The organism is Sphingobacterium deserti, from assembly GCF_000757725.1.
Taxonomy (GTDB): Bacteria; Bacteroidota; Bacteroidia; order Sphingobacteriales; family Sphingobacteriaceae; genus Sphingobacterium; species Sphingobacterium deserti.
Window position 1 is genome coordinate 21,647 of sequence record NZ_JJMU01000074.1, and the last position, 14,225, is coordinate 35,871.

Below are 14,225 nucleotides of genomic sequence, written 5' to 3' on the forward strand. Positions count from 1 at the left end.
ATCAGCATACCTATTATTTCTTGCCGTCTTCCCTATCTGCACGTTCATTTACCCTTGGTTCTTGGCTGATATGAATTTCCTGTTGGCTGATTGATAATCGTATGCCGTGTTCTTGAAAAGCTGCGCTTACCGAAACCAAAATATCGCTTTTGATCTGACTTGCATCTTTCAATGTTTTCACCCAAAAATAAATATCTATCCCAACGGATTGCGCTGTCACATCTGCAAATTGAACTACAGTAGCCGGGTTTGCCAACACCTGATCTTGTTTTTCGAAAAGCACTAATAGTAATTCCCGAGTTTGGTCAAGGTTAGTTCCATATTGAACATCCAGTCTAATATGCAGTCGCTTTCGAAAACCGCCCAATGTCCAATTGACCACATGGGAATTTAGCAAGTCTCCATTCGGCATAATAAGGTCTGCCCCATCGGCGGTAGCAATTACACTACTTCGAAACCCTATTGATTTTACCTTGCCAGACTGGCCGCCTACTTCGATCAGATCATCCACGTTTACAGGCTTCTCGAAAGCGATGATAAGACCGCTAACTAAATTATTAACCAAGGTTTGAAGACCAAATCCAATACCCACGCCTAGCGCGCTAATGACCAGTGTAATTTGCTGCAAAGGAATCCCCACTGCTGAAAAGGCGAAAAAGAACCCTAACATGAGGATGCTTATTCTCACCAAAAGGATCCAGCTTCCCAAGTGGAATTTTTTATCATCCTTTTCCTCGCGCGTATTCCATTGCGGATCTGCTGCGAAAAAAGAAACCACTTTGGACAATACGGTAGCGCCAAGCATGATTAGAAAGAACACCACAATACTTATAACAGAAAAACTGTAGGAGCCCAACTGATGTTGATCATACAGAAAATCGTGTAGTGGCTCAGAAAGAAAGCGAAACTCATAAAAGTTTCGTCCGAAAAGCACAAACCAGCCCACAACGAGAAGCGCGTAGAAAAAAGCAGGCGCGCGCTGCCCTACTCTATTGTAATTGATGTAAAACAGACGGCGTTCTTGTTTTGTGTACAATTGTGACGCATAACTAAGCCCCTCATTGACCAACCTGACCACCCACAAAAAGATGATCGCAATCAATACGTTGAGTAAACCTGCAATCATCAACGCCTTAGCTATATTAAACAAACCAAATATATTTAACAGCACAGCGCTCATTTCCAGCACACTCATCAGCGCAATCGGAAATAAAATCCATTTTTCCTGAAGTTCTTCGTGCTTCTTTCTATTTAATAATGCAATACCCCCCGTGAGCGCCGCAAGTAGGCCAATTGCCATCATCACATAGCGCTCAGGCCGTGAAGCTTGAAGCACCATATTATCCAATGATGCAAGAAGAAACAATACGAAAATGCTCAGCCAAACAGCCATCCAGTATTTCGAAATAAAGCGACGAAAGCTTAGCGTTAAAGCTATTGATGTGGCAAATAGGATGATTGTCGAAAATATAAACGGCGGGTTAGGAAAAATAAACTGTCCTGCCGAAAGCGCTATAACTACCCCCGATAAGACTGGGGAAAATAACAGCATGCTTAGCTGTTTCGGCTTTCGACTGTTACTTAAAACTCCACGCTTAAGCATGTAGATATACCATATAACTACGGTCAAGAGCAATAGTAAGATTGCGATCTTACCCAAATGAGCCTTTACATAATATGTTAGTACTAATTGTGCTTTGAGGCGTGAGAAATATTGGATCTCCTGTAAGGATCTATCGTATTCACTTTTCTTCCACAACGGCGCAAACTCCCTTACAAAAGTTTTATTTGCGATTTCACGCTGATAATATAAAATTTCCTCTACACTATTTTCCAATGTCAATAGCGCTAAATTTACCTCATCCTGAATAGCCTGAACATCGTTTATATTTGCTGTGAGCTGTTTGTTAATAGGGCTAATAGCCTTTGATAGCAGTTTTATTTTCTTAATATACTCACTGAGCTCAGATGAATCTCGCGAGAAAACAAAAAGCGACTTATCATTAGATAATGAATCGATCTGTAATCGATAGCTCACTAACTGCTCCTGATAGTCGTCAACTTGCTTTTTGTAACTCAGCACTTGGATTTGCAACGCATTCAGTATATTGTACGTTGCCGTAAGGTTTCGGGAAGTGTGTGCTGTGCCTCTATTTTCAAAGACACCGTCTCCAGCTAACCGATGCCAATTCATGACTTCCTTCAGTTGCGTCCGAAGGGTTACACTGTCGAAACCTTTTTTCAAAAACGAACGTGCTTGCCGTGACACCACCTTTATCTCTTCGAAAACACGTCCCTGCCGAATCAATGCCCTATCCAGCGCTAGATCATTATCACTCTGTAACGATGCGTGTCGGAAAAACTCCTCTATACTGGCCACGTAGTCTTTGCGAGCTGTGTCAACACGCGTCACAGTGCTATCTTGCGTGTCAAATGAATGGGCTGCAGCAAGCGATATCCAAGGCCATAAAACGGCACAAAAGAGAATAATACTCCGTAAGTTTTTCATAAAGTTAGTTCATATGTTCACAAGTTCCTTCCGCTAAAGCTGTTAGGTGATTGATCATTTAAATATACTACTATTAACTCAATTAGTTAAGAGCAAAAGCTGCGATAATCAAGGCAGCGTTGGAATAGAACTGGCGCAATTCACAGCATTTCAGATATACTGCACGATGAACTGGGCCGATTGGCTGTCGTTGCTGGTACATCAGCATCATCTTTTTTCAACGCCGTGGAAAAGCATTAACTTTATACGTTGTCAAACATCAGCATGTTGAACCCAGAGCTATGAAAAGTAAGATCGAGACAGAATTCGGAAAGGTCGCAGACCATTACAGCGCCTATCGTCCCTTTTATCCGCAGGAATTGTTTACGGAGATCTTTCGTTCAATACCCTCGCAATCTTTCGATATTGCTATCGATGTAGGAGCCGGTACAGGGCTGTCAACAATTCCTCTTTGTGAAAAATTTAAGACCGTCTATGCGGTGGAGCCTGACGCCCACATGGCCAACGTGTTGCGAAAAAATTTAACGCAATGCTGTCCTAACACCAAAGTATACAACGACCTATTGGAAAGCATTACTGATTTTAAAAGCCAGCGTATTGACTTGGTCAGCTTTGGAACATCATTTTACTGGGCAGATGGCAATAGTATCATCAAGAAAGTAAAAGAAATTTTGGATAGTGACGGGCTTTTAGCGGTATATCGCTATGATTTCCCAATAGTCCCAGTAAAAATACGAGACTTTATTAACACAGAGCTATCGGATAAATGGGATAGCTTTAGGCACGAAAGACTTCGGGATACGTCATATTCTTATCGGACTATAACAGAATCTGATGCATTTTCGAACGTACGCCTATCTAGAATAGAAAATAATGTAGTATTATCTGTTGACGAGTTAGTTGGCTTTTTCACATCGACATCATTTGTCTCCAATTACTTGAAAAGCCTGAATGACCCAAAAGCTTATGTGCAAAACTTTAAAGAAGAACTGTATAGGAGAATAGGCATGACGGATATGGATATAGATTTCGGTATCGAACTGATACGCGCTCATAACGGACCGAAAAATACCAGGTGAAGGAAGACTTTCAGCAAATGCATCGACGACATATGGACAATCACCCTTTCGAAATGGAATTAATCGAGATGGCCGACAAAGATCTAATTAACCGGGAGAAACTATTGTCGACCGGAAAATTATCCGGAGGTTATCATCCGGAAATGGAAAGTATTCACAGATCCAACGCAAAGCGATTGCGGGAAATTATAGCTGACATTGGCTATCCAACTATTTCCAAAGTGGGCGAAAAAGCAAGTAACGCAGCGTGGCTGATTATTCAACACGCAATAAGCGAACCTGAATTTATTAAAGCGTGCTACGTCATGATGAAAGAAAATAAGGATGATATTAACCCCTTACACATAGCTTACCTGCATGATCGGATTCTGGTGTTTCAAAGTAAACCTCAAAAGTATGGAACACAGCTTACCTCCGGTGGAGCGATATACCCTGTAAGAAATAAGGCAAATTTAAACATAGAGCGTAAAAAGGTAAATCTTCCTGCATTGTCTAACGCGGAAATCGACAAAATTCTGAAACCTGAAGATATTACGGAAATAGATGATAAAGTCTCGGGATATACACATTGGAGGAAAAAGGTGGGATGGATTTAAATGTTTACCCAAACAGCAACAGATCGGGTTTTAACAAGCTTTAACGAAAATAAAAACAAAATGCTCAATTATAAGGCGTAGATTTACAGCAGCTAAGCATAGCGTCTTAGCTTAAGCATAATTAAATACCCGGCAGAAGCATAGAGATGAGTCAAGTTATAAAATTCAACAATGTAAACACATTGTTTTCTAAATCCCTGAAACAGAAAACCAACGAATATTTCCAGGTCACGGCACAGAAGAAAACGGGCAACCGTCGCATATTTCTGAAAGCCGTAATATTGCTTGCCAGCTTTGTTACACTATACTACGTACTTGTTTTTGCGCAACCCCATTGGGCTATCAGCATCATCTTATGTTTGTTATTTGGTATTAACCTTGCCGCTATTGGGTTTAATATTATGCATGATGCGGGACATAATTCTTTCTCAGACAATAAAAAGCTGAATACATTGCTCTCTTACTCACTCAATCTTTTGGGAGGCAACATCTACTTTTGGAAGATCAAACATAATGTAGCTCATCATACTTACACCAATATCGATGGAGAAGATCATGATATTGAGATAAAGTTTATGCGTATACACCACGATCAGAAACTCAAAAAGCACCATTACTATCAACGGTTTTACTTCCCTATTTTATACGGAGTATCCTATTTGGCTTGGATCTTTTATCAGGATTACGAGAAATATTTCAGGCAAAAGATGGGTCCTGCTTCTGAAAAGTTTCAATTTCCAATGAAGGAAAGATGGATATTTTGGACGAGCAAGGTTTTACACTTTACGCTATTTATCGTTGTACCCGTGCTTGTCGTTGGCTGGTTACCTACGCTGATTGGTCTGCTGATAGCAGGAGCAGTTTGTGGCATGAGCTTGGCAACCGTCTTTCAATTGGCGCACGTGGTTGGAGGTACGGAATTTAAAACTATCGACGCGTCTAAGGTCGAAGAAGAATGGATGATTCATCAGATACAATCTACGGCTAACTTTGCGACCAAAAGTAAAATACTGACATGGATGCTCGGAGGACTGAATTTTCAGGTGGAACACCATTTATTTCCTAAAATCAGTCACGTACATTACCCGGCTATAAACCGTATCGTGCGTCAAACCTGTCAAGAATTCAATATCCAATATAATGAATTCAACACCTTTTGGTGTGCATTTAGATCACATGTGGGCGTTATTCATGCGATGTCTCGATAGTGAAGCGACCAATTCTTAATCGGTCAATAAAAAAAGCTAATTGATTGATTTTCCGTGCAGACTACGCGACGACTGTGTTAATTACGCTATTTCGTTAGATTAAACACCTGTTTAAGTGTAAATAGCCATGCATCACCGTATTTTTCCCCTATCTTGTTACAGATAGAAAGATAAGTGATTTAGAGATGAAAAATACGATGATGAAGGAAAGCATATTGACATTGGTTACAGCGATTGAGAAGCGAATGGTTGTTTATAAAAAAGCACTCGTTTCTTCCCAAAAGTATGCTGATAATGCGCTTTCGAAAGTATTTCAGCAATACTACAATGAGAGCTACGCATTTTCCAAACAGTTAATCGACGATTTTAAGTTAACGATTAATCTGTCTGCCGAAGGCAAAATCGTAAAGATGCAGCAAGATAACATCGATCATGATAGAGACTTATATTCAACAATCGTAGCTTGCCGGAAAATTGAAGATTTGTGCAAAGATTCGTATTTGGATGCTATTAGAGACTTAGACGAGACCTTTATATCACAATCGTTTCGTTTGCGAGAACAGGCCGAAAACCAGTATATGGCGTCAAATCATATCAATACACTGTTAGATTGTTACAGGTTGGATAGTCAGGCGGTATAGGTGAAAATCTGTCGCATTTGATAGCTTTCATCAACCTTTTATCGAAAAATTTTAGTAAACAAAAGGAATACAAGATTCATAATAAATTACTTATGATACCCTGGGGAGGCAAAATGGCGGGTTATACTTGTAAAAGTGTGCCCGCTGTTAGGGTGTGCATAGGACACCCAACGCTACACTAATGTATTAAGGGTATTTTAAATCTCCGTTAACTTTTATCCCACAGGTAAATCCCAACATATCAATGCTTACTTTTAGGTTTCTTAACGTATTCCGGCATACATAATCTTGCCGCTAAACGGTAATTATCAAATTTTATATGCAAGATTTACAGGGTAAATATTTTGAACTTTTTTCCGCTGCGGGCTTTATAACCGCCAGAATAGAAATAAGGCATATCAAGCAGGAATACGTACCATCCAAGATGTATGACGATGGATCTGTTTCTGAGGCAAAGACCTACACAATGATCTCGGACAACGGCTATCTGTGGTATCGTTACGATAGACCTTTTACAAGGATAGTCTAGCATCGGATTCATTCAATTTAATCGGTCAGTGGTACAATTCTATCCGAAACCGGAAATACCCGGAATCTTTCCTTAGCGCTATATCGCCATTAGAGGAAAATAGAGCGACGAAAAAGGGAGAAATGAAACATCTCTCCCCCTTTTTATCGTTTGGGCGATAGTTTACGGATGTCCCATACCACCCGCCGCTCCGAAGACTTGCCCCGTGGAATAACTACCCTCATTTGAAGCAAGTAGAACGAATATTCCAGCGAGCTCTGCGGGTTGTCCTGCGCGCTCAAGCTCAGCCATCTTTCCAAATTCAGGTATTGCTTCTGCCGGCTGTCCGCCACAAACCTGCAAAGGCGTCCAAATAGGACCTGGCGAAACACCGTTCACGCGAATACCCTTAGCACCCAATTGTTTTGATAGCGATTTTACGTAGGCTACATTAGCCGCTTTGGTTTGTGCATAATCAAATAATATTCCGGCCGGATCGTATGCCTGCACAGAAGTTGTGGCGATAATTACAGATCCCGGCTCCAAATGTGGCAGTGCCGCCTTGGTGATCCAAAATGGCGCATAAATATTTGTTTTCATCGTGGCGTCAAAGCTTTCGTTAGTAATATCCAAAATCGACTCACTCGCTTGTTGTCTACCAGCATTATTCACTAAGATATCAAGCCCTCCAAGGCTTGCGGTTGCTTCTTCAACCAATTTCTCACAAAAAGCATAATCTGTTATATCACCAGGGATGGCATATCCTTTTTGTCCCGCCGCTTCAATTAGTGCGATCACCTCCTGTGCATCACTTTCCTCAGCAGGCAGATAGTTAATAGCCACATCAGCACCTTCACGAGCATAGGCGATAGCGGCAGCTCTACCAATACCTGAATCGCCACCAGTAATTAACGCTTTACGTCCCTTTAATCTACCCGAACCAATGTAACTTTTTTCGCCATGATCAGGCAGGGGATCCATTTTCGATGCGAGGCCTGGAAAAGGTTGCTGCTGACCCGGATAAGGAGGTTTTGGATATTTTTCTATTGGATTTTCTAGACCTGAATTTCTCTGATTTTCCATACTATTATTTCTCGTTTTAAAATGATAAAATATTGAAGTTGCTTAACAAACATGTTTAAACGATCTTCTTAAATGGAACGCTGTGCACGATAAATCGTTCTCTATATAACCCATATTTCTATCCAAAATAAGCCTGTTTTCTCCTCCTAAAAATAGAAAGAACTAAGCAGCGGCAGAACCGTTCTATTGGTAAAGGTTACAACAAAAAACATAGAGCTATGAATACAGAAAATGAAAACCAGCAAGGGAAGAAGCAGCTGATCGTTGCTTTTGCGGTTGTAGAGCCATTTTTCGATGTGCCAGAAACAAATGGCGCTGAAGAAAATAGAGAAGACGATTTGACGGGCACAGAGCCTATTGACAATCCCTTAGAACGCGAACGTGAAAATTTGGGTATAGATGATGTGGAAGATTCAGAACCTGTAAAGGAATCAGATTTAGCTGATCTGGAGCCTATAGACCCTAATCTCGAGGAAGTAGATGATGATGACTATGCAGATCTCGAGGAAGACGAAGAAGATTAATAGTGGAGAATAAGGGGAGCTAATACTCCCCTCCCATTTCGCGATGATAGCTTAATGCCTGCATGCACAAATTAGGTAGGCCATGAAATAAGCTGCCTTAAATTTGTCAACGAACCCAAAAATAGTATGCCATTTTGTGAAGACGTTATCTGCTGAAACAAACGCGCTGCAAACCGAAAAGAGGCTTCATTTTTACCAATATAACCGATACGTTTCGAACGTTCAGACCGACAATATCCGCGCTGTCAAGATAATACAATAAGTAGAGAATTTTATATATCCGCTATATTGTTTACGCTACTATCTTTGATTCATAAACCTTATAAACAAACATCTTATGAAAAAAACACAGCAATTTTTGGTGTTGACATGTGTATTGGTCGCACTCTTGACGTCGCTTACTGCAAAGGCACAGTATTTCGCACCAGTATGGCTAAATTATGGGACAAGTAGTTCGACTACCTTCAATACCACAGGCTTCAACCTTACGCTTTACAATATTGAAACCGCGGAATACTATTATTTTGAAACATACGCCCGCCCTAAAATCGATGCTACGACCTACAATATGGGTAATGTGCCCGTAGGAAATTATAAGATATCAATCTCGATGCAATCCTATTTCCGGACCAGTGACTATTTTGATTGGTCAGCCAATGGACAATATGGTTCCAATATTTCCATTGGAATCTTCGGAGAAACCGTGCTTACAGAAGACATCGTAATTAACGCGACGACACCTGGCATAGAACTGTATCTATGGTCCTATTAAGCATCCTTTTTTTCCAGCGAACAAAATCAGGATAAAAAGACCTATTTTACTAAATAAAAAACGATCCAGCAGCTTCTGCGTTATATCGTAACAAAACATTGTTTTTATACATTTTAGGTTAATAACTAAAATCCCCCTGTCGTGAGACACGGGGATTTTATATTGTAATCCATTAAATATAATTAATGGCTAGTGTTTTACAGCGTCAAAAGTTATTTTTGGGACAGCTTTACGGTTAAGACACTAATGGCTGATCGCCCGCACCGGAAATAGGTTGATTGGGCACCGGCATATTGCTACGCATGTCTTCCACTCTCCGCCTCACTTCATCAAATTGCTGATCAATTAACAACTGTACATCTTCGCCTAACCGGTTACTCTCCATAATGAATGCACTTGCACGATCGAAAACCTTTTGCAAGTCAATTTCGTCAACATTGTCTTCGGCCAACCCGACAAAGACTGCAATATGTTCCTTCCCTAGCTCTATTTCAGTGGTGCTGGTTTGTCTCAACATTTCGAATACCGCAGCAGAGTTATGTTGCAAGGTTATCGGATAGGAAACCATTGCAAAACGATGCACAATACCGCCTTCTCCGGACTTATCTTCGTTAAAAATTTCTACCCTTCCATGGACATCATCCAATTTAAGATCAAAGCGGTACAATTCTTTAACTTGGTTTATGATATGAGCGGCTACGACGTCTCGATCCAGGCTATTGAAAAGATCGCCTTGCGAACTAATGTTTTCAAACTCAATGTCTATCCTCGTTTTTATATCTTCCCTGATTTTATCTATCGTTTCCATATTCCGTCGTTTAAAGCTATTAAGATTATTCCTCGTTCATTTTGGGCTGGCCAATGGTATCGTTGCGCTCTGTCCTATCGATATTGGTCATAGGTACTCCAGTCGTTTCTGTTTTATCTGTCGTTAACGTATCGGCTGTAGTTTCCCGATGTATATTGTCTAAGGGGACACCATTATTACTTATCGATGTCGTATCTGATGCTTCACCATCTCTGCTTCCTGCATTACGGCTCTCACCAGAACCACTGCAGGCAACTATTGCGAACAGCACAAATGCCATGCCCGTGGGCTGATATATTTTCTTTATGTTCATCGTTTCTTACTTTTATTACCAGTTATCCACCTGTGAGCTAATTCAGCAGCTAAGGGATAAGAATAGGTCTGCGTAAAAATAGAACATTGAAATCTGACGAAAGTTCTAGATTATTTTACCTCATAGTCGACATAGTAATAAAGCTTCGCAGAAATTGAGTCCACTTCGGGAACCTCTTGCAGAAGCTCTCGCTGCTCAAAATCAGATAAAACCTCGAACCCTTCGAAAGTCGCATTAACACCGTTTGTCACTTCATTCTCTTTCACCTGATCTTCCATTTCTATCCCTTTTTCATAGAAAAACACACCTTCATGCTGCATAACGATCCTCTTTGGTACGGTTATCAGCACATAAATTCTATCTGTTTTGATACGCATGGTATTTATGATGTTGTTTGTAATTCTTGTTTATACATTGTTTTCCTTGCCATGAGGGCATCTCTAGATAAAATTACCCGACCTGTTTGACATTTTGGATGCACGTTTATTAATCCTTAGGCATCACTTTGTAAGTCGGGTCTTCTAGCACATTGATTATAACAACACCCTCTGCATCAGCGAGCAAATCCCGACAATCTGGGCTTAAATGTCGCAAATAGATTTTTTTACCCGCTTTCGCATACCTATCTGTGATTTTATTTAGCGCATCAATAGCAGACATATCAACAACCCGACTTTGTTGAAAATCTATAATTACCTTTTCCGGATCATCTACAATATCAAACTTTTCGAGAAAATTCGTGGTTGAGCCGAAGAATAAGGGGCCATATATCTCATAATATTTAACGCCATGTTCATCGGTATACTTGCGTGCGCGTATCCGCTTTGCGTTGTCCCAGGCAAACACCAATGCTGCTATAACAACACCCACCAGTACAGCGAGGGCGAGATTGTGCAAGACAACGGTAATAAGTGCAACCAGCATTCCTACGAAGATATCCGATCTAGGAAACTTGCGAACGATACGTAAACTTACCCATTGAAATGTCTCTATTGCCACCATAATCATCACACCTACCAATGCCGCCATCGGAATGCCCTCGATCAATGGTCCACCGACCAGTATAACAACCAAAATGGTTACCGCTCCTATCAGTGCTGAAAAACGTGTTTTTCCACCAGCGTTAATATTAACCAATGTTTGAGCAACCATAGCACAGCCACCCATGCCTCCAAAAAGGCCATTGACGAAATTTGCAGTACCTTGTGCCATAGCCTCTCGGTTTGACTTCCCTTTCGTTCCCGTTATCTCGTCAACCATATTTAAGGTAAGCAAAGATTCGACAAGGCCTACACCCGCCATCACTAACGAATATGGGAAAATTAATGAGAGCGTATGCATGGTGAGGGGCACCTGTGGAAGATGAAAGGAAGGAAAAGAACCACTAACAGAAGCAATATCAACAACTTTTTTGGTATCAATTCCAAACAGGTAAACGATTAAAAAGACAGCTATAATTGCAACCAGTGATGCTGGTACAGATTTCGTGAGCCTGGGGAAACCTAATACAATGAAGATCGTCAGTAATGTGAGGCCAATCATGGTATACAAAGCTACCCCACTCATCCACTGCGTATTATCTCCTACAACCTTAAATTGATTAATTTGAGCCATAAAAATGATAATAGCCAAACCATTTAGGAACCCGTACATCACAGGCTGCGGAATAAGACGCACAAACTTACCCAATTTGAACAGGCCCACAGCAAATTGAATAACCCCGGCCAATAACACGGCTGCAAAAAGATATTCCACACCGTGCACAGAGGCTAGTGCTATAAGCGTAACGACTGTAGCACCGGCACCGCCGGAAACCATACCGGGCCGACCGCCGAATATAGCCGTGACAAGCCCCATTAAAAAGGCAGCATATAGCCCTGTCAGCGGCGTGAGACCCGCTAAAATCGCGAAGGAAAGCGATTCAGGTATCATCGTCATAGCGACGGTCAGGCCTGCGAGAATCTCGCTTTTAAAATTTAGTTTAGGCATCGCCAATGACCGTGTTGCATTTATCATACGAAAAAGATATTTAAAGATTTGCTATATCACTTGAATCAGCTATACATGCCACACCGGCTTACCTTCCACCCGTGGCCATAGATACTGCACTCATCCAGCGGCACAAGATCGCAGGTACGCCTTAAGAGCTCGAAATCAATTTTTAAACGAACAGCTCAATTCTCCGCAAAAATAGATCAAATTATTAGATTCTTGCTACATATTAGCATAAACAGAAAAAAGGCTGCTCACTAATGTTTAGAAACAGCCTTTGTATGTATTGACGATTTTTACTTTGGTCGTTAACTTATCGTATCAACGTTATTACCTAGATTTCGATAATTTACTTTTTCTGTCGGATTAGTTCCGTTGAGATATTCTTCGATGTTGGTGTAACCATCGCCATCGCTATCCAGCGCGCCATCTTTGGGATCGTTTGGATTGAGCTGATATTTAATCTCCCACTCATCAGGCATTCCATCACCGTCACTATCAACAAGCAGCTTTTTAGGGTCGTAGGTCAAATTCGGATAACCGCCGACCTCGTTTACATCTTTGATAATCCCCGTTTCTGTAGACGGTTTGCCCGTGCGCACCATTTCCACTACCCGCGTGTCGACGGCATCTCTTTTTGGTAGGGTAGCTCCTGCTTTTGACAAAACCGACTCCATCGCCAGATCAGCCGTTTGGTGTGGCGAAACCGGCCAACCTTCAAACGGTGTGTTTACGCGCGCAAGGTGTTCTGAATCTTGTTCACCAGTAACCAAACTATTTTTTGTTTCCTTCATTCGCATACCCCGCCAGTTATTATTAGTCACATCCTGATCCCCGTGCATAATATTGCCAGCGACATACCACTTTCCTGGGCGGTTTGGCTCTTTCGGGTACCAATCTCCCTCCGCCCAAGCGCTCCCAGGAGAATACATACTCCGCTGCTCGATTCGAGCAAAAACGGAACGCATATTAGCGTTGGTGCCCGGGCCTGGCTTGAAGTAATTGTTGATTAAATTGATTGTTGATGTTTCATCACCACCGTCGATAGAGCGGTGACGCCAGTTAAAAATTACGTTGTAACGAAAATCAAAAGGACCTGACATACCTATAGATGGGTTCCTTGCTGTGTTACTCGCGAAGAGGTTGTGGTGAAATGTAGATGGATTTCCTCCCCATGTTCCACCAAAGGCATGTCCCTTGCCATCCAGCGCCTCACTAGATATTGTCCATTGTACGGTGATATGCTCCGCGGGATCCTTGATCTGTGTCTTCCCATCTAGCGAAGGACGCATATGCCGGTATAAAGAGATGTTTTCATCCATTCCCCAGCTGGTAGAGCAATGGTCAATGATAATGTGGTGATAAGGATTGCCGCCGATGTTATCATCCCCTTGTCCACCAGTCGGAACACCTCGCCGTACGCGCAAATGTCTGACAATAACATTATGTGTATTGATGTTCAGCGTTCCGGCGATACAGATACCATCACCAGGAGCAGATTGGCCAGCAATCGTTATATCCGGATGGTTAATGTTTAAATCGCCATCAATCTTAATGGTTCCAGCAACCCGGAAAACGACTATCCGCGGACCTTCCGCTTCCAGTGCTGCGCGAAGGCTACCTTCGCCTTTATCGTTAAGATTGGTAACCGTCATGACTTTGCCACCACGGCCGCCAGTCGTAAACATACCTGCTCCCCACGCTCCTGGAAAAGCCGGAATAGCGCCCTCAGGCAATCGGGGTGGATGCGGCGGAATTTGACCACGCTCATTAACTGCTAAATTGTTTCCCATCTGTTGCGCTGACGTTTCCATTATTCCTGACATACATGCAAAAAAAAGGAGACCCGTCGAGGCAATTCTATACGATCTTTTCATAATTAATAAAATCTTAATGATATATTTTCTTTCGTTTATAACCTTGCTCTAAATATAGAATAATCACTGGAAATTAAATGTAACATTTACGTTTAATTACATTTTGTTGGTTTCCCATCTCACCTACGGCGCGTTTATAATTCGCATTAACAGTGTTAAAACATGACAAACTCTATATTCCACAACAATACGTAAAACTTTTAAAAGATGATTGAAAGCAAAAGTTTCCGCGACTTAAGCAAACACACTCTCGACGTTCGAATTGGTTACGCAACGTTGCCATCTTTGCAACGCAGGATGTTAAAATGTTACAAT

General features: G+C 41.5%; 14 protein-coding genes. 7 read left to right on the forward strand and 7 right to left on the reverse strand.

Translation table 11 applies throughout. The annotated features are described in order from the left end of the window. Positions 1–13 precede the first annotated feature (13 nt). The gene (locus DI53_RS19240; RefSeq protein ID WP_037503816.1) at positions 14–2,509 is read right to left on the reverse strand and encodes a mechanosensitive ion channel domain-containing protein; all 2,496 of its coding nucleotides are present in this window, start codon (positions 2,507–2,509) and stop codon (positions 14–16) included. A 281-nt stretch (positions 2,510–2,790) separates the two neighbouring features. On the opposite strand from DI53_RS19240, the gene DI53_RS19245 reads away from it, so the two are divergent. The 5 genes from DI53_RS19245 to DI53_RS19265 all read left to right on the forward strand — a co-directional run bounded on the left by DI53_RS19245 (position 2,791) and on the right by DI53_RS19265 (position 6,562). Next, positions 2,791–3,588, forward strand: coding sequence for a methyltransferase domain-containing protein (locus tag DI53_RS19245; protein ID WP_037503818.1), 798 nt, complete (start codon positions 2,791–2,793; stop codon positions 3,586–3,588). A gap of 32 nt (positions 3,589–3,620) precedes the next feature. Beyond that, a complete protein-coding gene (locus tag DI53_RS19250) occupies positions 3,621–4,184 on the forward strand; it encodes a DUF6624 domain-containing protein (RefSeq protein WP_037503820.1) in 564 nt (187 codons plus the stop codon). Positions 4,185–4,330: 146 nt separating this feature from the next. Beyond that, entirely contained in the window at positions 4,331–5,392 is a 1,062-nt protein-coding gene (locus DI53_RS19255; RefSeq protein ID WP_037503822.1) for a fatty acid desaturase family protein, read from the forward strand. A 185-nt stretch (positions 5,393–5,577) separates the two neighbouring features. Next, positions 5,578–6,033, forward strand: a complete 456-nt coding sequence (locus DI53_RS19260) for a hypothetical protein (protein ID WP_037503824.1) — start codon at positions 5,578–5,580, stop codon at positions 6,031–6,033. A gap of 319 nt (positions 6,034–6,352) precedes the next feature. Continuing rightward, on the forward strand, positions 6,353–6,562 hold the full coding sequence (locus tag DI53_RS19265) for a hypothetical protein (protein ID WP_037503826.1): 210 nt from the start codon (positions 6,353–6,355) through the stop codon (positions 6,560–6,562). Positions 6,563–6,724: 162 nt separating this feature from the next. Here DI53_RS19265 and DI53_RS19270 read toward each other — a convergent pair whose 3' ends face one another. After that, the gene (locus DI53_RS19270) at positions 6,725–7,624 is read right to left on the reverse strand and encodes an SDR family oxidoreductase (protein WP_037503829.1); all 900 of its coding nucleotides are present in this window, start codon (positions 7,622–7,624) and stop codon (positions 6,725–6,727) included. A 218-nt stretch (positions 7,625–7,842) separates the two neighbouring features. Between DI53_RS19270 and DI53_RS19275 the strand changes: the two genes are divergently transcribed. Continuing rightward, positions 7,843–8,148, forward strand: coding sequence for a hypothetical protein (locus DI53_RS19275; RefSeq protein WP_037503832.1), 306 nt, complete (start codon positions 7,843–7,845; stop codon positions 8,146–8,148). A gap of 337 nt (positions 8,149–8,485) precedes the next feature. After that, positions 8,486–8,920 carry a hypothetical protein gene (locus DI53_RS19280; protein ID WP_037503834.1) on the forward strand — a complete coding sequence of 145 codons (435 nt, stop codon included), beginning with the start codon at positions 8,486–8,488 and terminating at the stop codon, positions 8,918–8,920. Positions 8,921–9,155: 235 nt separating this feature from the next. Here DI53_RS19280 and DI53_RS19285 read toward each other — a convergent pair whose 3' ends face one another. From DI53_RS19285 to DI53_RS19305, 5 genes are all read right to left on the reverse strand, one after another. Then, positions 9,156–9,728, reverse strand: coding sequence for a hypothetical protein (locus DI53_RS19285; protein WP_037503836.1), 573 nt, complete (start codon positions 9,726–9,728; stop codon positions 9,156–9,158). A gap of 25 nt (positions 9,729–9,753) precedes the next feature. Continuing rightward, positions 9,754–10,041 carry a hypothetical protein gene (locus DI53_RS19290; protein WP_037503839.1) on the reverse strand — a complete coding sequence of 96 codons (288 nt, stop codon included), beginning with the start codon at positions 10,039–10,041 and terminating at the stop codon, positions 9,754–9,756. Positions 10,042–10,151: 110 nt separating this feature from the next. Beyond that, complete coding sequence (locus DI53_RS19295) at positions 10,152–10,418, reverse strand: hypothetical protein (protein ID WP_037503841.1); 267 nt, start codon at positions 10,416–10,418, stop codon at positions 10,152–10,154. Positions 10,419–10,527: 109 nt separating this feature from the next. Continuing rightward, positions 10,528–12,057, reverse strand: a complete 1,530-nt coding sequence (locus DI53_RS19300) for a SulP family inorganic anion transporter (protein WP_037503844.1) — start codon at positions 12,055–12,057, stop codon at positions 10,528–10,530. 284 nt (positions 12,058–12,341) lie between these two features. Continuing rightward, a complete protein-coding gene (locus tag DI53_RS19305) occupies positions 12,342–13,859 on the reverse strand; it encodes a pectate lyase family protein (RefSeq protein ID WP_206538063.1) in 1,518 nt (505 codons plus the stop codon). Positions 13,860–14,225: the final 366 nt, after the last annotated feature.